The sequence below is a fragment of the Castellaniella sp. genome (assembly GCF_036379515.1).
Classification (GTDB): domain Bacteria; phylum Pseudomonadota; class Gammaproteobacteria; order Burkholderiales; family Burkholderiaceae_B; genus Castellaniella.
In genome coordinates this window covers 1-18,626 of the sequence record NZ_DASVGN010000038.1, presented here as the reverse complement: position 1 = coordinate 18,626, position 18,626 = coordinate 1, and the positions used below count along the sequence as shown (strand labels likewise).

The following is an 18,626-nucleotide window of genomic DNA, read 5'->3' as shown; positions in this document are numbered from 1 at the left end:
TTCTTGTCGTTATATATACTTAAGTAATAAGAATATATGGCCTGGGGGCTCAGTGCGGAGACTCGCGCCACTGCGCCACTTGCACGCGCAAAGCCTTGCGGATGACCTTCCCTGTCGTGGTCATCGGCAGCTCATCAACGAAATACACTTCGCGCGGATATTCGTGGGCTGCCAATCGGGTGCGCACGTGGTCCTGGATGGCGCTTCGCAACGCATCATCACCCTGTACGCCATCGTTGAGCACTATCACCGCTACCACGATCTCGGTGCGCTGAGCGTCGGGAGCGCCCACCACAGCCACCATCTTGACTGCCGGATGCTGAAGGATGCAGTCTTCGATCTCTCCCGGCCCGATGCGGTAGCCCGCCGAAGTGATGACGTCGTCGCTACGCCCCACGAAGTGCACGTAGCCCTCTGGGTCCACGGCCCCGGTATCGCCGGTGATGAGCCAGTCACCAATGAATTTTCGCTCGGTGGCCGATTCATTGTTCCAATAGCGCAGGAACTGAACGGGATTGGGGCGATGGACCGCAATGTGCCCTTGTTCCCCGGCAGCCACCACGTCTCCGGCGTCATTCACCACCGCTACTTGCATCCCGGGGACAGGCTTGCCGATCGCCCCTGGACATACTGGAAACAGGTCGGCGCACGAAGAAATGGTCATGTTGCATTCAGTCTGGCCATAAAACTCATTGATGGTCAGCCCGAAGGTACGCTCCCCCCATGTCAGCAGTTCATGTCCCAGGGATTCACCGCCGCTTGCTACCGACCGCAGCTGGTAACGCCAGCGCTTTTCAGGGCTCTGAAGCGTTCGCATCATCTTCAATGCGGTGGGGGGCAGGAAGGTGTTGCGTACCTGAAAATCCTGCAGGAGCTGGAACGCTCCTTCGGGAGTGAATTTCTTGAACCGATGTGCCACCACTGAGATCCCGTGGTGCCAGGCGGGCATGAGCACATCGAAGAGCCCGCCAATCCAGGCCCAGTCTGCTGGCGTCCACAGCCGGTCGCCTTCTTGAGGTAGCAGATTGTGTGAGATTTCGACCCCCGGGAGATGCCCCAGCAGAACCCGGTGCGCGTGCAGGGCACCTTTTGGCTGCCCCGTCGTTCCTGAGGTGTAAATGATGACGGCTGGGTCGTCTGCCAGCGTGTCGACGGTGTGCAGATCAGTCCCGTGTTTGGCCATTTCACGGTGCAGATCCAGGGTCCCGGACTGCGCCCCGTCGATGGTGAGCACTACCCGAAGGTCAGGCAGAGCCTCGCGAATGCCTGCGATTTTCGCGGCGCCCTCTGCATTGGTGACTACCACTCGGGTGCCGCTGTCGGCCAGCCGAAACTTCAGCGCTTCGGCACCAAAAAGAGTGAACAGGGGCAATGCGATACAACCGATGCGGTAGCACCCAACATGCGCAAACGCCGTTTCAGGCGCCTGTGGAAGCAAAATGCCGACACGCTCGCCAGGCTGCACACCTTGTGCAAGCAGGAGTCGCCCAAAACGCGCAGATTGCTCATACATCTCACCGAACGTGTAGTTCCGGGCCTTGCCCTGATCATCGATGAAAACGAGTGCGAGGCGATCGGGTTCTTTCTCGGCCCATTTGCCGCAGACGTCGTAGCCAATGTTGTAGTGCTCGGGAACCTGCCACTGGAAGCGGCGGCAAGCGTCTTCATAGCTACTGGGTGATGACGGCAACATGACGTGTTTGCTCCTTTGGTCTTTGAGTGAGTTCTTTTGTCGACGCGGTGTACGGCAGGGCACACAGCTCGGGCTGATGCTGCATCGCCTGCTCCCCTGCCCTTATTGCACCCCCGCGACAGCGCGTGCAGCCACCTCCGCATTGTGCGCGGACCCCACGCCAAATGCCAATTGCTGTTCACGTACCGGTGCCGTGTAGCCTGGCGCAGCGAGCATGGTCTGACCCACCACCAACGCAAGTCGCAGCCCCGGATGGTTGGCGGTCGCCTCGCGAATCTTGCGCAGGCCCTCGCGACTGAGGATGAGCACGAGAATGCCGCCACCCGCCTGATCGGTAGCTGACTGAATCCCGACGAGATCTCTGCGATCGATGATGGCCTCGGTACGCACGTACAGCTCGCCCGAAGGCTTCAAATGGACCGGAACCCAGCCCGCATGGGGATGCGTGTCCGAGAGAAACACCCGGAGCTGTTCTGCCGTGCGGCTTGGCGTGACGGGCTGCTGCGGTGCAGTGGAAGTGACATGCCGACCGCGCAAGGTAGTCACCGTATCCGAGGCCTGGAAGCCTGGAGACGACCCTAGCGGAAGACCCTGACAGCCCGCAAGGGTCAACGCACTTCCCACCAGCAAAAGCCTGGCCGCCCATGTCCATTGACTCATGCTGACCTCCTCCAAGAATATTGATCTTCGAACCTTGTCATGCGCCGGCAGCCCAGTCTGCGTCGTTTGCAAAAGTTTGAACGCCAGACCCTGCACCACAACCGGCGGAGCAATCTTTCGGATGAGACGCCCCTTGTTCCAACGTGGTTATGACAGGTCATGAAGGCTCAGGTTAGCACTGTGCTTTTACGTTCGAGTGACGAGCTGCAACGAGCCTGCGCCCCTGTCTCTGCTCTGCCCCACACGACGGCGACGTGGCAAGCTATGCGATAATCCCGCTTTCTTCGCCAGACGCGCCAGCGTCACGGCAGCGAAGAACACGGGCCTCTAGCTCATGCCTGGTTAGAGCAGCGGACTCATAATCCGTTGGTGCCGAGTTCGACTCTCGGGGGGCCCACCATTGCGCTCATTTGCAGTTACTTTTTGGGGTGCACCCCAAAGCACTGGTCCAGCGTCGGAAAGGTGCCTTCTCGCACCGCTTTTGCATATTGCTGGGCGGCCTCACGAATCACCTGGCCTGCGTCACCAAAGCGGTAGGCAAATTTTGGAATGCGATCCCCACTCAGGCCCAGGATGTCTTCGGTGACCAGAATCTGGCCGTCGCACTGAGGTGAGGCGCCAATGCCAATGGTCGGAATCTTCAGCGCTTCGGTAATCCGTCTTGCCAACGGCTCGCTGATGCCTTCCAGCACCACCCCAAAAGCCCCTGCTGCTTCCTGTGCCTGCGCGTCTTGCAAGATGCGCTGGGCGGCAGATTCATCCATGCCCTGAGCCTTGAAGCCACCCATGACATTCATGTACTGCGGCATGAGCCCCACGTGCGCAAGCACCGGGATGCCCCGGTCCACCAAAAAGCGTGTCGTGTCGGACAAGGCTACACCGCCCTCGAGCTTGACCCCCGCCACCCCACTGCCCGCCACCATCGAGGCCGCATTGGCAAAAGCCTGCGCGGGCGATTGCTGGTAGCTGCCAAATGGCATGTCCACGATGACACAAGCGTGCTCGGTGGCACGCACGACAGCCGCGGCGTGCCCCGTCATGGTAGCCACCGAAATGGATAGCGTATCGGGCAGCGCATAGCCCACCATGGCGGTGGAATCACCGATCAGGATGAGATCCAGCGACTCGTCGAGCAGGCGCGCAATCGGCGCAATATAGGCCGTCAGGGCCGCGATTTTCTGCGAACCTTTACAGGCCATCAATTGCGGGACCGTGACCCGCTGCGTCTGATTATGCACACTCATTGTGCACCTCCTTCAAGGCGTTGAGCCGACCCGCCTACTCGTTTGCATCGAGCGGCTTCCAGCGGTTGGCCCATTTGTCGAATACATTCACCAGCATGTTCAAGAGGCCCGCGATCAGAGCCAGCACGACCAGCGCAGCGAATACGCCACTGGTATTGAACTGCGCCGAAGAGTCGCTGATCAAGAATCCAAGGCCGCGGTTGGATGCCACCAGCTCGCCGATCACCGCGCCGATCAAAGCGTAGGGAATCGACATGCGCAGCCCTGTGAGCAGTCCCGCCATGGACGCCGGCAACGTCACCTTGAACGCGACATCACGCCGGGTACCGCCCATCATGCGCACGGCGTTCTTCAGCCCTTCGTCTACATTCTGCACCCCTGCCGCCGTACTGAGAAATACCAGGAAGAAGACCGAAATGGCCGCCAGCAGCACCTTCATGCTCAGGCCGATGCCAAACCAGATGATGAACAGCGGCGCCACCGCAACCTTAGGCACCGAATACAAGGCCAGCATGTAGGGAATGAGCACGTCCCAGAGGGGACGGACCGCCGCAATCAGATACGCAAAAATCGCACCGGCCAATGCACCCAGGGCAAATCCCAGCACGACCTCCTGGATGGTAATCCAGGCATTACGCCATAAAGTGCCGTCCAGCGACCATTGGATGAGCGATTGGGCCACCCCTTCGGGCGAACCAAAGAACTGCGGGTCCAGCACTGGGCCCGACAAGGCAGCCCACACGCCGAGGATCACGATCAGTGTGGCGATGCGCGCCACGTAGATCCAGACCGTGTGTCGATTGCGCTGCCACCAGGTGCGTTCGAGCGGAATCAGCAGAGGCCCATGATGGGTCGGCGTCGGTTCAGAGGGTGTCATGCCAGCGCTCCAGGATCATTGTGCTGCGCGCCGGATGGCGTCTGTCAGCTCGCGGTACAGGTGCAGATAACCCGGCTGTATGCGGATTTCGTCGCCATCTCGCGGGCGAGGGAGGTCAACCGCCACATCCAGCATGATGGAACCCAAAGGGCCCAACACCACGACCCGATCGGCCAAGACAAGCGCCTCTTCGATGTCATGGGTGACGAACACGACCGTACGGCCGCTCCCCGACCAGAGATCCAGCAGCTGCCGCTGCAGGTCGCTGCGCAACTGGGCATCGAGGGCCCCGAAGGGCTCGTCAAGCAGCAAGGTCTCAGGGCCGCCACACAGCATGCGTGCGATGCTCACCCGCCGGCGCATGCCCCCGGACAGCTCGCGCGGATAGTGGCGTTCGAAGCCTGCCAGGCCCACCTGTTCGACGAGCCGCTGCGCCTGCGCAGATCGCGTCGCCTTGTCGACCCCTTGGATTTCTTGCGGCATGGCGATGTTGTGCAATACGTCGCGCCAGGGCATGAGCGTGTCTTGCTGTGTGAGATAGCCCACACGGGTCAGGGGCCCTGACACGGGCTCGTTACGGTAGCGGATTTCGCCTGCCGTGACTGTCGTGAGACCCGCCAGCAAATTCAGCAACGTGGATTTTCCGCAGCCACTGCGCCCCAGCAAAACCAGGAAACTGCCTTCTTCGACCGTCAGATTGGCGCCCCGCAACGCCACGAGCTCCTGATTTTCCTTGCGGAAATGCTTGTGGACGTCGCTGACACGGTAGACGGCCGCCATCAATGCCCGCCCAAAACAGAGGCCAGCCACTTGGACGGCACCATGGTGGCATACGTTGGCGCTTCTTTGATCAGGCCCGACTGCAGGTTGAATTGAACCTCGGCATCGAATTCAGCCTGGCTGATTCCGGGTTGCGCCGGGATCTCGGTACGCAAGATGGAAAGCAGCCGGTCGATGGTGGCATCCGACATGGTGGGCCGATACGCCTTGAACAAGGCGCGCACTGCCTGCGGATCGGCCGAGTGGATGAAATGCTCGGCGTCGGCGACCCCAAGGACGAACGCGCGGACCTGCGGCCCTTTTTTATCGATCACACCCTGGGTCGTGAACACGACGCCGTGAACCATGTGGCTGATTTCAGGAACATCACCCCGTGTGGGCGAAATGTAGATGTTGCCAATGTGCGTCGCTTCAGCCTGCTGCCCTACGGGTTGCGGGAAGGACAAGGCATCCACGCGCTGAGTCTTGAGAGCGCCCAGGGCACCCGTCATGTTCGACCCCAGCGAGACCAGCGTGACGTCAGTCGACGACTTCATCCCCTGCAGACCCAGGAGGTAATCCACCAACGCCTGAGTACCGCTGCCCGGGCCCGTGATGCCGATCTTCTTGCCCTTCAATGACTTGATCTTGTCCGCCAATGTCGCTGTTTCGGGTGCCCCCGAAAAAGACGGGCCGGTGATGATGTCAACGTAGTAGGTGTTGACTAGCTGGGCAATCATGCGCGTGTCTTTATTGACGCGATACAGATTGAGCGGGTCAGTACCGTTGCCCCCCGCCACGTCGATGCTGCCCGACTGCAGCGCAGCAGCCAGTTTGGCGCCGGTGCCCAGCAAAGGGATGTCACCTACATGCAGGTCGTGCTTGGCAAAATAGCCTTGCTTCTTGGCCACGAAAATGGGAAAGAACGCGACGGAATCGCTGATCTGTCCTACATTGAGCGACAGGCTGGGCGGCTTTGCCGCATCCGCCGCGTGCGCGGCGGGAAGCGCAAAGGCACCGAGAAACCCCACTGAAGCAATCAAAGACACCAGAGTGCGTCGCACCCATGGCAGAGTCATTGCGTGCATGTTGGTCTCCTTGCGCCTGGTTCAGGCATCACCCCAGACGTCACGCGCAACTTCGACTACAAGGCGCAGCTTGGCGCGCTCGTCGTCGACCGACACTTTGTTGCCGTGCACCGTGCTGGAGAAGCCGCACTGCGGCGACAAGGCCAGCTGTTCTATAGGAGCATGCTTGGCCGCCTCGTCGATGCGGCGCTTGAGGTCATCCTTGGATTCCAGGGGGCTGAACTTGGTGGTCACCAACCCCAAGACAACGATCTTCCCTTTGGGCAGGAAGCGCAGCGGCCGGAAGTCGCCGCTTCGATCGTCGTCGTATTCCATGAAATATGCGTCCAGGTGCATTTCAGAGAGCAGGGCTTCGGCCACGGGCTCGTAGTTGCCCTCCGCGGCATAGGTGCTCTTGAAGTTGCCCCGGCACAAGTGCATGGCCAACACCATGTCTTTGGGTTTGTGCGCGACGACCCGATTGATGAATTTTGCATACCGATGCGGCAGTTCATTGGGGTCGTCACCACGCTGACGTGCAGCTTCGCGCATGTGTCCGTCGCACAGATACGCCATGTTGGTGTCATCCATCTGCACGTAACGGCAACCGGCGTCATACAGGCTATGCAGTTCTTGCCCGTAGGCCTTGGCCACGTCTTCGTAGAATTCGGGCTCCAGCTCTGGATACGCCTGCTCATTGATGCCGTGCCGACCCCCCCGGAAGTGCAGCATGGTGGGAGAAGGAATCGATACCTTGGGAGTACTGCCCTTCGAAAGCTGGCTGGACAGATATTGGAAGTCAGCGCGTTGGATGTCCTTCACGTGACGGACTTTGTCGACCACCCGAATGCCGGGAGGCAGCAAGTGTTCCTTGCCATCTTCGCCAATGACAAGCTTGGGGTCATCCGTGACCACGCCGCCCAGCTGCCGTAAAAAGTCCAAGTGGAAATAGGTGCGGCGAAACTCCCCGTCGGTGATGGACTTCAGCCCGATGTCTTCCTGGAAGTGCACGGCTTCGGTGATAGCGCGATCTTCGACCTGTCGCAACGCTGCCGCGTCGATTTCTCCTTTGGCGTGGCGGTCACGCGCCTCGAGCAGGTAATGAGGTCGCAGAAGGCTGCCCACATGATCAGCACGAAACGGAGGAATCGAACGGTTGGACATGGGTGGTCTCCTTGGCAAGTGTAAATTTGAAATGATCATACTCCGCCCGAGGCTGGGCATTCATCGGGTTTTGAGCAAACTCTTGCGGGAGTCGCCCACAACGTTCAGTGGACTGAAGCATGACCTGTGTTTCTTGATGGTAGCGGCAATTGACGAGCAAAAAAGCCTGTCAAGAATATGGGTTTACCCTGATTAAACTCGGGTTTGTACTATGATCGCGACATCAAATCACTGCTTTTTCAGGAAGATGTCATGATGGGTCATAAGCGCGGCGAGCCTCGCAAGGTGGTTTACAACTTCTTCGCTGGCTTTCGGCCAGAGGCCGAAAGCATGTTCGGCTGGTTGTGCCACGAAGGCCTCAACCCCGATTGGGATTACAAGCCCGTAGGGCGCATCGCACGCACTGGCATCACGTTGCCCGTGAGCCAGATTGGCCGCCTTCGCGATCTGCAAAAGTCGGACCCCAGCCGTTGGGGCGAGGCCCCCCACGCCGCCTGATCAAGACGTCGGAAACTCCGTTGCCAGGCTTCGATCGCGCCATGCCTCGAAGTCGGCCAGCTTCTCTTTCAGACGATCCACGCCTTTCTCCATGGCCATGGTACCCAAGGCCACGTTGCGAGGAGGTTCGTCCATTTTGCTCAAGGCAAAAATCAGCTCGGCGGCCCGGACAGGGTCACCGGGCTGATGGCCGCTGCCGTTGGAGGTCAGTTCAAGCCTGCGTGCAGTGGTCTCAGCGTAATCGGCAAGCACGCTGGGCGTCTGGTGCAATGAGCGTCCGGCCCAGTCGGTGCGATAAGGCCCCGGCTCAATGCAGGTGACACGGATGCCCAAAGGACGGCATTCGGCATGTAGGGAATCCGCCCAGCCTTCCACAGCGTGCTTGGTGGCAGCGTAATAGCCTGATGCGGCAAAGCCGGAGATGCCTGCCAAGGAAGTGATATTGATCACGTACCCCTGGTGGCGTTCGCGCATGCCAGGCAGTACCGCTCGGGTCAGGGCAAAGAGCCCGAATACATTGGTCTCGAATACGGCACGAATCTCGGTGTCGTCTCCTTCTTCGACTGAAGATTGGTAGCCGTAGCCTGCGTTATTGACGAGCACGTCGATGGCCCCAAAGCGCTGCGTCGCAGCGGCCACCGCCGCCTGGATCTGGTCCGGGCGCGTCACGTCCAGGCTCAACGCCAGGACTTGATCTTCATGGCCGGGCACCAGATCAGCCACACGCTGCCGATCTCGCGCTGTAACGACCACGCGTTCACCGTGCTTCAAAACCACCTGCGCCATCGCCCGACCGAATCCCGTCGAGCACCCAGTAATCAACCAGACCTTGGCCGTATCCTGCGCCATCGTGCTTCCTCGCTTCAATGCAGTGTGACGCAATCATTGTAGCCACTCGGCCCCGGCCGGCTTTCGACGGCCGTCCCGGGGCGCCCTCCGGCCGGATATAGCGCCAGCGTATGATGTCGGCCTCGGACTTCAAAACCTCCTCATGCTGGCATTGGCAATCTTCGTCATCACCCTAGTGCTGGTGATCTGGCGCCCGGGTGGTCTCAAAATCGGTTGGAGCGCCTTGGGTGGCGCCCTGGCCGCACTGCTCACCGGCGTGGTGCAGTGGAGCGACACCATCGTTGTCTGGCACATCGTCTGGGATGCCACCTTTACCTTCGTCGCACTCATCGTTATCTCGCTGATTCTGGACGAAGCCGGGCTCTTTGCCTGGGCTGCCCTGCACATCGCGCGCTGGGGACACGGACGAGGACCGAGGCTCTTTCTGCTGGTCATCGTGCTGGGGGCCGTGAGCTCCGCTTTCTTTGCGAACGATGGTGCTGCACTGCTGCTGACACCGGTCGTGATCGCCTTGCTTGCCCGCCTCAGGCTCGCTCCCAAGGCGACACTGGCCTTCATCATCGCGATAGGCTTCGTGGCCGACACCACCAGCCTGCCGCTCATCATCTCGAACCTGGTCAACATCGTCAGTGCCAACTACTTTGGTGTGGGGTTTGGCCGTTATGCCGCCGTGATGATCCCGGTGGACCTGGCGGCACTGGCCGCAACATTGGGAGTGCTGTGGATCGCCTTTCGCGGGGTGATCCTCACTCAGTACACCACCGGTGCGCTGGAGCCTCCGCGATCTGCCATCAAGGATCCACTGGTCTTTCGAGCTGCACTGCCTCTCCTTGCCGCGCTTTTGCTCGTCTACTTCGTCTCTCCCCGCTGGCACATTCCCGTGTCATTCGTGACAGGCAGTGCGGCAATCATACTGATGGCCATTGCGGGACGCTGGTGGCCACGGGGTCGGGCGGCCACCGTATCGGTTTCTGGGGTATTGCGTCACGCGCCCTGGCAGATCGTTCTGTTTTCCCTTGGGATGTACCTGGTCGTCTACGGCATGGGCAAAGCCGGTCTCACTGAATTGGGCGCTCATGCATTGACGTGGCTGGCTGCGCGAGGTGACTTTGCCGCGACCATTGGAACCGGGTTTCTGGCGGCCTTCGTAGCCTCAGTGATGAACAACTTGCCGTCTACCTTGGTGGGTGCGCTCGCCATTCATCATGCAGGTGTGGCCACCCACACCCAGGAACTGATGATCTACGCCAATGTGATTGGCAACGACTTGGGACCGAAATTCACGCCTATCGGCAGCCTGGCCACCTTGCTTTGGCTGCATATTCTGGCCAGCAAGGGACATCGCATCAGTTGGGGTCAATACATGAAGATTGGTCTCTTGATCACTCCACCGGTTTTGTTCCTGACCCTTGCTGCACTCTATCTATGGCTCCCCTTCTCGCTAGGCTGATACACTGACTCGGCACGGCTCAAGGGGGCCGCTGTCTTGTCTTCAATACGTGTGATACCAGAAATCCATGGAAATCTTTGATTACGACCAAGTGCTGCTGCTGCCGCGCAAGTGTCGGGTAAAAAGTCGCGCCGAATGCGACACCCACATCGAGTTCGGCGGGCACCGGTTTCGCCTGCCTGTCGTGCCGGCCAACATGAAAACGGTCATAGACCAAAATCTGTGCATCTGGCTTGCCGAGCACGACTATTTTTACGTCATGCACCGCTTCGACCTCGATAGCGTGGCCTTCGTGCGCGACATGAAGGCTCGCCACCTGATCGCCAGTGTCTCAGTGGGCGTCAAGCCTCGCGACGAAGCGACGATCGACGAACTGGCAGCACAGAACCTGGCGCCGGACTACATCACGATCGATATTGCTCATGGCCACGCCGATACCGTGCGCGACATGATTGGCCACATCAAGAAAAAACTGCCTCAATCCTTCGTCATTGCGGGCAATGTAGCAACCCCCGAAGCCGTCATCGATCTCGAAAACTGGGGGGCTGACGCCACCAAAGTGGGCGTCGGGCCGGGCAAGGTCTGCATCACCAAACTCAAGACCGGCTTCGGTACTGGGGGCTGGCAGCTTTCGGCGCTGAAATGGTGCGCCCGCGTGGCGACCAAGCCCATCATTGCCGACGGCGGAATCCGCAGCCATGGCGACATTGCCAAGAGCATCCGGTTCGGAGCCTCGATGGTGATGATAGGGTCACTGTTTGCCGGGCACGAAGAGTCCCCCGGCAAGACCGTGGAAGTCGACGGCCAACGCTTCAAGGAATACTACGGGTCTGCCAGCGACATCAATAAAGGCGAGTATCGGTACGTAGAGGGCAAACGCATCCTGGAACCAATCAGGGGGCACTTGGCCGATACATTGACCGAGATGGAACAGGACTTGCAAAGCTCCATCAGCTATGCCGGCGGCACCGTGCTCGCCGACGTGCGCAAGGTCAACTATGTGATTCTGGGTGGCAGCAATGCGGCCGAGCACCTGCTGATGTAAGGTTGGTCCACGAGGGGTAGGTCATCATTCCCCTCATTCCCCACCCTTTCCTGCTGCTGAGCCCGCCGGGCCGAATGCTACACTGGCGTCCCAACTTTGCCTGCGCCTGACGATGCCCACGCAAGAGCCCGAAGACAGTTACGTCCGCGTTGCCGTCCTGGTCATGCTGTGGCTGTCGTTGTTCGCGGGTGTCATCGCCACGCTGGTCCACTGGCTCAGTCCGGTCCACCACCTGCTGAATCTGGTCGTATCGCCCGTTGGAGTTGCCATCTTTGCCGGCCTGATCATCACACTGAGGCGGCACCCTTGGCGCTTGCAGGCGGTCTTGTACGTGGCGCTGGCCCTCGGGGCGCTGAGAGTAATCGCGCCGGCGTGGCTCTACATCTATCAAGCAGCATCGACGCCTGGCATACGACTGATCGACGTGCTGCCGCCGGTGGGATCATTGTTCGTGATCCTGCTGATGATGGTGATGATCTTCATCCCGGGTCATCGTGCTTTCATGGCGGCGCTGCTCTGCTGGCTGCCGGCTGCACTGCCGATACTGACTTACCTGGCGCTGCACCCCGATGAGATGTGGACCCCGCGTGGTCTGGACCTGCTGATGGCTTATGGGCCGGTCAGCCTCATGGTGGTCGTGCTGTTGCCGGTTCGACGCGGGCTGACCGATACGATCGAGCGAATGGAGGTCATGCTGCACCGTGACCCGGGAACCGGTATCTACAACCGCCGCCTGGGCGAACGCGTGCTCAGGGACTTGCTCAGCGACACCCGATCTGCCGGTTTGATCATGCTGGATCTGGATCACTTCAAGACAGTCAACGATACCTATGGCCACCCGGCCGGCGACCGGGTATTGCGAGCAGTTGCCGGGCGCTGCAAGGCGTTGCTACGCCCGGATGAATACGTCTCGCGTTGGGGAGGCGAGGAATTCCTGGTCCTCGTGCCGGGCATTGATGCGGCCGGCCTGCATATGGTGGCCGAGCGCCTGCAGCTGGCGATCGCACAGTTGTCGTTGGCACCGGTGCATCAGGTCACCGCCTCGTTTGGCGCCACGATGCTCGACGGCGCGGACAATTTTGATACTGCACTGCAGCGGGTCGATCGAGCCCTGTACGCAGCCAAGGCACAGGGCGGAAATCGCGTCGTGCTGGTCGAAGTCGCCCCTGCCGCAGCAGCAGCGTGAGCAAGAAGCAGGGGGAGTCTCGCCATCAAGCCCGAGCCTCGCGGCGCAGCAGTTCTCGTTTGCGATCCACGCCCCAACGATAGCCAGCCAGATCACCGTTGCGCCGCACGACGCGGTGGCAGGGAATGGCCACGGCGATAGGGTTTGTGGCGCAGGCCTGGGCTACGGCGCGCACTGCCTTGGCCGAGCCGATGCGCTCTGCGATCTCGGTGTAGCTTATGGTGGTACCGGGCGGGATCTCGCGCAGTGCACGCCAAACGCGCTCCTGGAAGGCTGTGCCCTGTATGTCCAGCGGCAAGCGCAAGCCAATCGAGGGCGCTTCGATGAAGCCGACTACCTGAGCGATCAATTGCTCGAATTCATTGTCACGGCCGATGAGCTCCGCCTTGGGGAATTGGTCTTGCAGATCGCGCACCAGACAGTCGGGATCGTCACCCAGCAAGATGGCGCAGATGCCGCGCTGGCTCTGGGCGACCAGGATGGCGCCCAGCGAGCACTGGCCCACCGCGAAGCGGATGACTGCGCCCGCACCGCCAGCTCGATAGTTGCGTGGATGCATGCCCAGCAACTGGCCAGAGGCTTCATAGAACCGGCTGTTGGAGTTGAACCCGCTGTCGTAGATCGCGCGGGTAATGGACGCGTCCGGGCTGCTCAATCCTTCACGCAGCTTGCGGGCGCGATAGGCCGAGCTGTACGCCTTGGGCGTCAGGCCCGTTTCGGCCTTGAAGAGACGATGGAAATGGAACGGGCTCATGCCTACCTTGGCTGCCAGATCGTGCAGCGAAGGCGGCGTCTCCGAAGCCTCGATCAGCGAGCAGGCCCGCGCTACCAGCGCAGTACGTTTAGCAGCAGTATCGCTCTGGTCGTCTTCGGTTTTGTGGGCAAGGGTCGTATTCATGGCAAAAGCCCCGTCAGTAACAATCACAAGGTCAGAGTACGCAGGACTTTCATCACCGACACTCCGATTCTTGCGGCCAATGACCGAGGCCGGTCCGCCGCCTGGTTGTGATACGCCGCTTGAATCAGCTCTCCATCGACCAGCGTGCGGCTTCGGCTGCATGAATCGCAGTCGTATCGAAAAGGGGAACGGACGAGTCGCCAGGCTGCACCAGTAGCGATATCTCTGTACAGCCAAGAATAATGGCTTGCGCGCCTTTGGCAACGAGGCGTTCAATAATCGCCACATACTGCTCGCGCGAGGCGTCTTTCACGATGCCAAGGCACAGTTCATCATAGATGATGCGGTGTATCACGACGCGATCCTGCTCCTCCGGGACAAGGACGCTCAAGCCGTGATCGCGTTCCAGACGCGCACGATAGAAGTCCTGCTCCATTGTGAAGCGAGTCCCGAGCAAGCCCACGGTATTCCGGTCGGCAGCCTTGATTGCTGCCGCAGTGGGATCGGCAATGTGCAGCAGCGGGATCGACACGGCTGCCTGCACCTGCTCAGCCACCTTGTGCATGGTGTTCGTACAGATCACCACACATTCTGCACCGGCCCGCTCCAAGGCTGTTGCCGCATCAGCCAACTGTTTTCCCGCAGTATCCCAATCACCAGCGTGCTGCAGTTCCTCAATGCCGTGAAAGTCGACGCTGAATAGGATAATTTTGGCCGAATGCAGCCCGCCCAGCCGGTTTTTGACTGCTTCATTGATCTGGCGATAATAGGGAACAGTGGATTCCCAACTCATCCCACCGATAAGACCGATCGTTTTCATATTGGTTTCAGTTGCTCAGGTTTTTTCATTGGAGCCGTCATTGTCTCGCTCCAGTGCTTGTTTCAAATGATGCAGTGTGCAAAGGGAGCGGCGGCGTCCGCCGGGCTTCCCGGACGAGACGATCACGCCTGATTTCGTCGATGAAGGCCCGCACTTTCAGCGGCATGTGCCGTGCCGACGGGAAGACGGCATGGATGTCCGATTCTGCGGGTGCCCATTCGGGCATCAACCGCACCAAGCGCCCGGAAGCCACATCACCGGAGATGGAGAAGTCCGTCAGCATTGCAAGACCGCCTCCCGCCAGGGCGGCCGCCCGGCAGGCATTCGCGGTGTTGGTGGCCAGCCGATGGTTGAACCGCACACGTCGAACCTGCCCGCGAGGCCCGCTGAACTCGTACGTCAATGGTTGGCTCAGTACCGATAACGCGATGAATGGTTGCGCAGCCGCTTCAGCCAGCGTGCCCGGCGTGCCGTTCCGAGCAAGGAAGTCGGGGCTGGCCACCAGCCACTTCGTGTAGCCGCCCAGGCGTATCGCGTGGTGGGTCGAGTCTGCCAGTGTCCCCAGGCGGACGGCGATGTCGATGTGGTCGGCGACCAGATCGAAGCGCCGGTCCGCGCACAGCAGGTCCACCTGCAGTTCGGGATATTTTTGCTGGAGTCTGACCAGAAAAGGGGTGATCACAGCGGCACCGTAGTCGATGGGTGCGGTCACGCGCAATGTCCCGCGCACCGTGCCCTGTGCGTTTCCGACAGCCTCGACGGCCGCGCCAATCTCTTGCAGGGCGTCACGGCTCCTCGTGTAGAATGCGGCGCCGGTTTCGGTGAGCGTGACTTGGCGTGTGGTGCGCACGAACAAGGTGGCCCCCAACTCGGCTTCCAGGCGTCGGATGTGAGTGCTCACCATGGTCTTGGCCATTCCGATTTCGCGTGCGGCGGCTGTAAACGACCCTTGTTCGACGACTGCGGCGAATACTGCCAACCGGTTGAGGTTGACCTTGGAGAACTTGTTCATTGTTCAATGAAAACGCACTATGTTTTTATGATTATCCCTCTTATGCCAAAAATGCAGTGGCAGTATTGTTGTCCTGAACGGAGCCCGGAGGCCTTCATGCGATGACGGTCTCTCGCCTGAGAAGCTTGCGGATTGGCGCATGGCCCCGGCTTTGGCGGAGCACCCTATCGATCATGCCTCTCAATTCCATTCCAGGCTGGATACCAGCCGAGTCCCCGTTTCACAACGGCGAAGACGAGGTGCATGACCGCCTCGGGATCCGCACTGCGATCGAGCAGCAGGTGCGGCGCGCCGGGATCCGCGATTATCTGACCGATCAGCATCGCGAGTTCTTCCCGCAACTACCTTACTTGGCAATAGGCCGCCTGGATGCCGATGGACAGCCATGGGCGTCCCTGCGCTATGGCGTACCCGGATTTGTGCACTCGCTGGATGCGCACACGTTGCGTATTGAGGGTTCCGCCGTCGAGGGAGACCCGGCGGGTCCGTGGCAGGTGGACGAATTTGTCGGGACACTGGGCATTCAGTTCCCGACGCGTCGGCGCAATCGAGTCAATGGTGTGTTGACAGCAGTGGATGCGCAAGGTGCCACCCTGAAGGTCTGGCAGACTTTCGGCAACTGCAAGAAGTACATCCAGGCGCGCACCTGCGAGCCTGCCGACATGGGGCCAACCGGCGTGGAACCCGATTCGGACCAGCTGAGCGACTCTGATCAGCTGCTCGTGGGGCAGGCGGACACCTTCTTCATTGCAAGCGCCAATCTTGACCCGCGCGCAGGGCTGGCGCGAGGAGCTGACGTGTCCCACAAGGGCGGGCGTCCTGGCTTTGTCCGCATGGATGATGAGCGGACACTGACGATTCCGGATTTTGTCGGTAATTCGTATTTCAATACGATTGGAAATCTGGTCCACCATCCACGCGCCGGCTTGCTGTTCGTTGACTTTGGGACAGGCGATCTGCTGTTTGCGGCAGCCCTCACCGAGGTGCTGTGGGATGACCCGCAGACTGCCGGTTTTGCGGGGGCGCTGCGTTTGGTGCGGTTCCACCTGCAGCGCGTACGACGCTGTCACCACGTGCTACCGTTGCGGTGGAGTGCGCCGCAATACGCGGATCAGCTTGCCCGGACGGGCACCTGGCAGGTCCCCGTGGCCGCCTGATTTCCGCTTGCGGCGTATGCAGCGGGCCCCATGTCTCAACCTGCTGAGCGAATGGTGTAATCAGTCATCACCGACTGGTCCTTGTCGCAGCCATCGGCTGGACCCCAGGCGTGTATTCTCCTGCTCGTGACGGTTTCTCACTCCCGCTCAATGGTTGTTTGCTGTTGAATGGCATTGATTTCATTCGGTAATTTTCTGCCAGACTTCGCCAATACCATCAAAAATACCCTTCTGGGGGTGCTGCTCAGCAAGGCTCGTGTCTGCGAGACATCGCTGGAGGCTGCATGCGCCGAAACCGCGTTATCCTGGGCCTGTCCAAAGGTTACCCAAGGACGCCTGTCCGGTTGATCGAATACCCTCCTGTCGATCTGAAACCCAGGATCCGCGCGGTTTTCAAAGAAATGAAGGACAAAATGAATTGTTACCTGACGCTCTCTTGTGAGTGTTTGCCTGATCCACGAGGATGCCCTTGCGCCACAGGCGCATTTGGCCCGATATAGGCCACGTCACCGTCCTTCCAGACAACCGCGTATTGACCCAGGCGACGCTTGCGGTCAAGCGCTTCCTGGACGGCCTCTTGCAAGCATTTCAAGACCGCGAGTTCTTCAACGTATTGGGATTTCATAAGCCTGCCTCGCTTCTCAAGTGCCGATAGACCGGCTCATCCAGGACTTCAAGGTGATCCTTTCCCTGAATAAATACAAGGACTGGAACATCTCCACTGTTCAGATGACACTGCGTACGATCAGCCTTCGCTGTGTAGCATGTGAACAAATTGTACAGGCTGCGGCTGAAACGCCGCTCTATGGCACTACGCGGAATATCATGCCCGCCATGGGCGACACGCTCCGCAACCCGGCTCAAGGAAAGCTTCATATTGGGTAGCGCCAGATAGATCAGCTCAATCCGCCAGCCTTCCCGGCGCCATTGGGGCCTGCAATGATCCAACAAACAGGCGCATTCTGCATAAATTTCTCCATGGAACTTCGAAGTCGGTAGTGTGCCAAGCCCCCCTAACCCCGGCAGCAATACAGCAGGATAGCAGCTACCACACATCTAACAGGATCGCCCACCGCATCATCTGCCAGCTCAATTCGTCCTGATCGGTGACATGGCGCGCACCGTCATTGATGGACTGCGGCATCCCGCATATGTCGGCGGGATCACAAAGGTCGCCAAAGGCCTATGGATGAAGAGAGACACGCTGAAAGTCGAACAGCTCGTAGAGTATGCGGAACGCCTCGGCGTTGGCGCCGTGATCCGCCGTCTAGGCTACCTGCTGGACCACTACGAGCTGGCTGATGCACCCACACCATCGAGACTGGCGACAAAGGCATCACCCTGCCCACCGACCAGGTGCTGTACAACGCGGAAACCTTCAGCCGCACCACGGCCCAGGATACCTACTACGTCAGCATCTCGCGCGAGCGCCATGAGGTCGTGGTGTTCACGGATGATGCCGATAGGCTGCCAGAACGGGTGGATCGGCTGGGGGTCAAGGGGCTGGCGCATGACCTGTCGCCCGTGACAAATCATGAACTGGCAACAGATCGAAATGCCCTCAACCTGACACAATCCCCGACAGAAGCCGAGCTGGGAATTGAGCAGTAGCTGCCTGCGAGTGATCGCCGATTCCATTGACCAATTATTCACATATTTGTTAACATCAACTTATGTCATACACCATTCACTACTACAGTGAAGATGTGGAAGCCAAAGTGCTGGCACTCCCTAAGACCCTACTGGCCCGCTATTTCAACCTGACCGACCGCATGATCACAGCGGGCGCCAACCTCGGAGAGCCACATACCAAGGCTTTTGGTGGCGGTCTATTCGAATTGCGCCTGAAAGGGGCTGAAGGAATTGCCCGGGTGTTTTATTGCACACGCGTCGGTCGCCGTATTGTGATGCTTCACTGTTTCGTGAAGAAGACCGACAAGACACCTCCGGCAGAGCGCCACATCGCCGAAGCACGATTGAAGGAGATTCAAAATGCGCACTCATGAAGAGCTCAAGGCTTTGGCCTTATCGGATCCAGAAGTTCGCGCCGAATATGAACGTATCGAGCGCGAAGAAATGCCGATGCTGGATACCATCCTGAAAGCTCGGCGTGAAGCGGGGCTCACCCAGGCACAAGTGGCCGAACGCATGGGTACCAAAGCCTCTGCTGTTGCTCGACTAGAAAACGCCCTGGTTACCGGAAAGCACTCCCCCTCGGTTGCGACACTCAAAAAATACGCCGCAGCA

At 59.7% G+C, this 18,626-nt stretch carries 20 protein-coding genes and 1 tRNA gene; 8 read left to right on the top strand and 13 right to left on the bottom strand.

What is annotated here, in order from left to right:
• Positions 1-49: 49 nt before the first annotated feature.
• Together VF285_RS13185 and VF285_RS13180 are read right to left on the bottom strand one after the other, a co-directional pair.
• Positions 50-1,693, bottom strand: a complete 1,644-nt coding sequence (locus VF285_RS13185; protein WP_346953096.1) for an acyl-CoA synthetase — start codon at positions 1,691-1,693, stop codon at positions 50-52.
• A gap of 102 nt (positions 1,694-1,795) precedes the next feature.
• Complete coding sequence (locus VF285_RS13180) at positions 1,796-2,353, bottom strand: hypothetical protein (protein ID WP_346953095.1); 558 nt, start codon at positions 2,351-2,353, stop codon at positions 1,796-1,798.
• A 321-nt stretch (positions 2,354-2,674) separates the two neighbouring features.
• On the opposite strand from VF285_RS13180, the gene VF285_RS13175 reads away from it, so the two are divergent.
• Positions 2,675-2,753: transfer RNA gene (locus tag VF285_RS13175), tRNA-Ile, on the top strand.
• A 16-nt stretch (positions 2,754-2,769) separates the two neighbouring features.
• On the opposite strand, the gene panB is transcribed toward VF285_RS13175, so the two are convergent.
• The 5 genes from panB to VF285_RS13150 are packed head-to-tail and all read right to left on the bottom strand — an operon-like array spanning position 2,770 to position 7,464.
• Positions 2,770-3,597, bottom strand: a complete 828-nt coding sequence (gene panB / locus VF285_RS13170; RefSeq protein ID WP_346953094.1) for a 3-methyl-2-oxobutanoate hydroxymethyltransferase — start codon at positions 3,595-3,597, stop codon at positions 2,770-2,772.
• A 34-nt stretch (positions 3,598-3,631) separates the two neighbouring features.
• Positions 3,632-4,474: an ABC transporter permease gene (locus VF285_RS13165; RefSeq protein WP_346953093.1), complete on the bottom strand. Its 843-nt coding sequence runs from the start codon at positions 4,472-4,474 to the stop codon at positions 3,632-3,634.
• 15 nt (positions 4,475-4,489) lie between these two features.
• Entirely contained in the window at positions 4,490-5,254 is a 765-nt protein-coding gene (locus tag VF285_RS13160; RefSeq protein ID WP_346953092.1) for an ABC transporter ATP-binding protein, read from the bottom strand.
• A complete protein-coding gene (locus tag VF285_RS13155; protein ID WP_346953091.1) occupies positions 5,254-6,321 on the bottom strand; it encodes an ABC transporter substrate-binding protein in 1,068 nt (355 codons plus the stop codon). Before VF285_RS13155 ends, VF285_RS13160 begins: the two co-directional genes overlap by 1 nt.
• Positions 6,322-6,342: 21 nt before the next feature.
• Positions 6,343-7,464: a 5-methyltetrahydropteroyltriglutamate--homocysteine S-methyltransferase gene (locus VF285_RS13150; protein WP_346953090.1), complete on the bottom strand. Its 1,122-nt coding sequence runs from the start codon at positions 7,462-7,464 to the stop codon at positions 6,343-6,345.
• Between the two features lie 252 nt (positions 7,465-7,716).
• On the opposite strand from VF285_RS13150, the gene VF285_RS13145 reads away from it, so the two are divergent.
• Positions 7,717-7,962, top strand: coding sequence for a hypothetical protein (locus tag VF285_RS13145; protein ID WP_346953089.1), 246 nt, complete (start codon positions 7,717-7,719; stop codon positions 7,960-7,962).
• Here VF285_RS13145 and VF285_RS13140 read toward each other — a convergent pair whose 3' ends face one another.
• Positions 7,963-8,811 (bottom strand): oxidoreductase, encoded by an 849-nt coding sequence (locus tag VF285_RS13140; RefSeq protein ID WP_346953088.1) that lies wholly within the window; start codon positions 8,809-8,811, stop codon positions 7,963-7,965. It abuts the gene before it with no gap.
• 142 nt (positions 8,812-8,953) lie between these two features.
• Here VF285_RS13140 and VF285_RS13135 point away from each other — a divergent pair, with 142 nt between their 5' ends.
• The 3 genes from VF285_RS13135 to VF285_RS13125 all read left to right on the top strand — a co-directional run bounded on the left by VF285_RS13135 (position 8,954) and on the right by VF285_RS13125 (position 12,492).
• The gene (locus VF285_RS13135) at positions 8,954-10,261 is read left to right on the top strand and encodes an arsenic transporter (protein ID WP_346953087.1); all 1,308 of its coding nucleotides are present in this window, start codon (positions 8,954-8,956) and stop codon (positions 10,259-10,261) included.
• A gap of 67 nt (positions 10,262-10,328) precedes the next feature.
• On the top strand, positions 10,329-11,306 hold the full coding sequence (locus VF285_RS13130) for a GMP reductase (protein WP_346953086.1): 978 nt from the start codon (positions 10,329-10,331) through the stop codon (positions 11,304-11,306).
• 112 nt (positions 11,307-11,418) lie between these two features.
• Positions 11,419-12,492, top strand: a complete 1,074-nt coding sequence (locus tag VF285_RS13125) for a GGDEF domain-containing protein (RefSeq protein WP_346953085.1) — start codon at positions 11,419-11,421, stop codon at positions 12,490-12,492.
• A gap of 25 nt (positions 12,493-12,517) precedes the next feature.
• Here VF285_RS13125 and ada read toward each other — a convergent pair whose 3' ends face one another.
• The 3 genes from ada to VF285_RS13110 all read right to left on the bottom strand — a co-directional run bounded on the left by ada (position 12,518) and on the right by VF285_RS13110 (position 15,222).
• The gene (gene ada / locus VF285_RS13120) at positions 12,518-13,390 is read right to left on the bottom strand and encodes a bifunctional DNA-binding transcriptional regulator/O6-methylguanine-DNA methyltransferase Ada (protein WP_346953084.1); all 873 of its coding nucleotides are present in this window, start codon (positions 13,388-13,390) and stop codon (positions 12,518-12,520) included.
• A gap of 124 nt (positions 13,391-13,514) precedes the next feature.
• Positions 13,515-14,210 (bottom strand): aspartate/glutamate racemase family protein, encoded by a 696-nt coding sequence (locus VF285_RS13115; protein WP_346953083.1) that lies wholly within the window; start codon positions 14,208-14,210, stop codon positions 13,515-13,517.
• Positions 14,211-14,247: 37 nt separating this feature from the next.
• Positions 14,248-15,222, bottom strand: a complete 975-nt coding sequence (locus VF285_RS13110) for a LysR family transcriptional regulator (RefSeq protein ID WP_346953082.1) — start codon at positions 15,220-15,222, stop codon at positions 14,248-14,250.
• 173 nt (positions 15,223-15,395) lie between these two features.
• Here VF285_RS13110 and VF285_RS13105 point away from each other — a divergent pair, with 173 nt between their 5' ends.
• Positions 15,396-16,379: a pyridoxamine 5'-phosphate oxidase family protein gene (locus tag VF285_RS13105; protein WP_346953081.1), complete on the top strand. Its 984-nt coding sequence runs from the start codon at positions 15,396-15,398 to the stop codon at positions 16,377-16,379.
• A 421-nt stretch (positions 16,380-16,800) separates the two neighbouring features.
• Here the strand turns inward: VF285_RS13105 and VF285_RS13100 are convergent, their stop codons facing one another.
• Entirely contained in the window at positions 16,801-17,004 is a 204-nt protein-coding gene (locus tag VF285_RS13100) for a hypothetical protein (protein WP_346953080.1), read from the bottom strand.
• A gap of 662 nt (positions 17,005-17,666) precedes the next feature.
• Positions 17,667-17,891: a hypothetical protein gene (locus VF285_RS13095; protein ID WP_346953079.1), complete on the bottom strand. Its 225-nt coding sequence runs from the start codon at positions 17,889-17,891 to the stop codon at positions 17,667-17,669.
• A 161-nt stretch (positions 17,892-18,052) separates the two neighbouring features.
• Between VF285_RS13095 and VF285_RS13090 the strand changes: the two genes are divergently transcribed.
• Positions 18,053-18,385 (top strand): type II toxin-antitoxin system RelE/ParE family toxin, encoded by a 333-nt coding sequence (locus VF285_RS13090; protein ID WP_346953078.1) that lies wholly within the window; start codon positions 18,053-18,055, stop codon positions 18,383-18,385.
• Positions 18,372-18,626, top strand: a 255-nt coding sequence (locus VF285_RS13085; protein WP_346953077.1) for a helix-turn-helix domain-containing protein, incomplete at its 3' end; no start/stop codon positions are given. The genes VF285_RS13090 and VF285_RS13085, both read left to right, overlap by 14 nt.

Coding starts and splice junctions, on each gene's coding strand:
- VF285_RS13185 (WP_346953096.1), bottom strand. CDS start 1,693: ATGTTGCCGTCATCACCCAGTAGCTATGAAGACGCTTGCCGCCGCTTC.
- VF285_RS13180 (WP_346953095.1), bottom strand. CDS start 2,353: ATGAGTCAATGGACATGGGCGGCCAGGCTTTTGCTGGTGGGAAGTGCG.
- panB (WP_346953094.1), bottom strand. CDS start 3,597: ATGAGTGTGCATAATCAGACGCAGCGGGTCACGGTCCCGCAATTGATG.
- VF285_RS13165 (WP_346953093.1), bottom strand. CDS start 4,474: ATGACACCCTCTGAACCGACGCCGACCCATCATGGGCCTCTGCTGATT.
- VF285_RS13160 (WP_346953092.1), bottom strand. CDS start 5,254: ATGGCGGCCGTCTACCGTGTCAGCGACGTCCACAAGCATTTCCGCAAG.
- VF285_RS13155 (WP_346953091.1), bottom strand. CDS start 6,321: ATGCACGCAATGACTCTGCCATGGGTGCGACGCACTCTGGTGTCTTTG.
- VF285_RS13150 (WP_346953090.1), bottom strand. CDS start 7,464: ATGTCCAACCGTTCGATTCCTCCGTTTCGTGCTGATCATGTGGGCAGC.
- VF285_RS13145 (WP_346953089.1), top strand. CDS start 7,717: ATGATGGGTCATAAGCGCGGCGAGCCTCGCAAGGTGGTTTACAACTTC.
- VF285_RS13140 (WP_346953088.1), bottom strand. CDS start 8,811: ATGGCGCAGGATACGGCCAAGGTCTGGTTGATTACTGGGTGCTCGACG.
- VF285_RS13135 (WP_346953087.1), top strand. CDS start 8,954: ATGCTGGCATTGGCAATCTTCGTCATCACCCTAGTGCTGGTGATCTGG.
- VF285_RS13130 (WP_346953086.1), top strand. CDS start 10,329: ATGGAAATCTTTGATTACGACCAAGTGCTGCTGCTGCCGCGCAAGTGT.
- VF285_RS13125 (WP_346953085.1), top strand. CDS start 11,419: ATGCCCACGCAAGAGCCCGAAGACAGTTACGTCCGCGTTGCCGTCCTG.
- ada (WP_346953084.1), bottom strand. CDS start 13,390: ATGAATACGACCCTTGCCCACAAAACCGAAGACGACCAGAGCGATACT.
- VF285_RS13115 (WP_346953083.1), bottom strand. CDS start 14,210: ATGAAAACGATCGGTCTTATCGGTGGGATGAGTTGGGAATCCACTGTT.
- VF285_RS13110 (WP_346953082.1), bottom strand. CDS start 15,222: ATGAACAAGTTCTCCAAGGTCAACCTCAACCGGTTGGCAGTATTCGCC.
- VF285_RS13105 (WP_346953081.1), top strand. CDS start 15,396: ATGCCTCTCAATTCCATTCCAGGCTGGATACCAGCCGAGTCCCCGTTT.
- VF285_RS13100 (WP_346953080.1), bottom strand. CDS start 17,004: ATGAAATCCCAATACGTTGAAGAACTCGCGGTCTTGAAATGCTTGCAA.
- VF285_RS13095 (WP_346953079.1), bottom strand. CDS start 17,891: ATGCGCCAGCCCCTTGACCCCCAGCCGATCCACCCGTTCTGGCAGCCT.
- VF285_RS13090 (WP_346953078.1), top strand. CDS start 18,053: ATGTCATACACCATTCACTACTACAGTGAAGATGTGGAAGCCAAAGTG.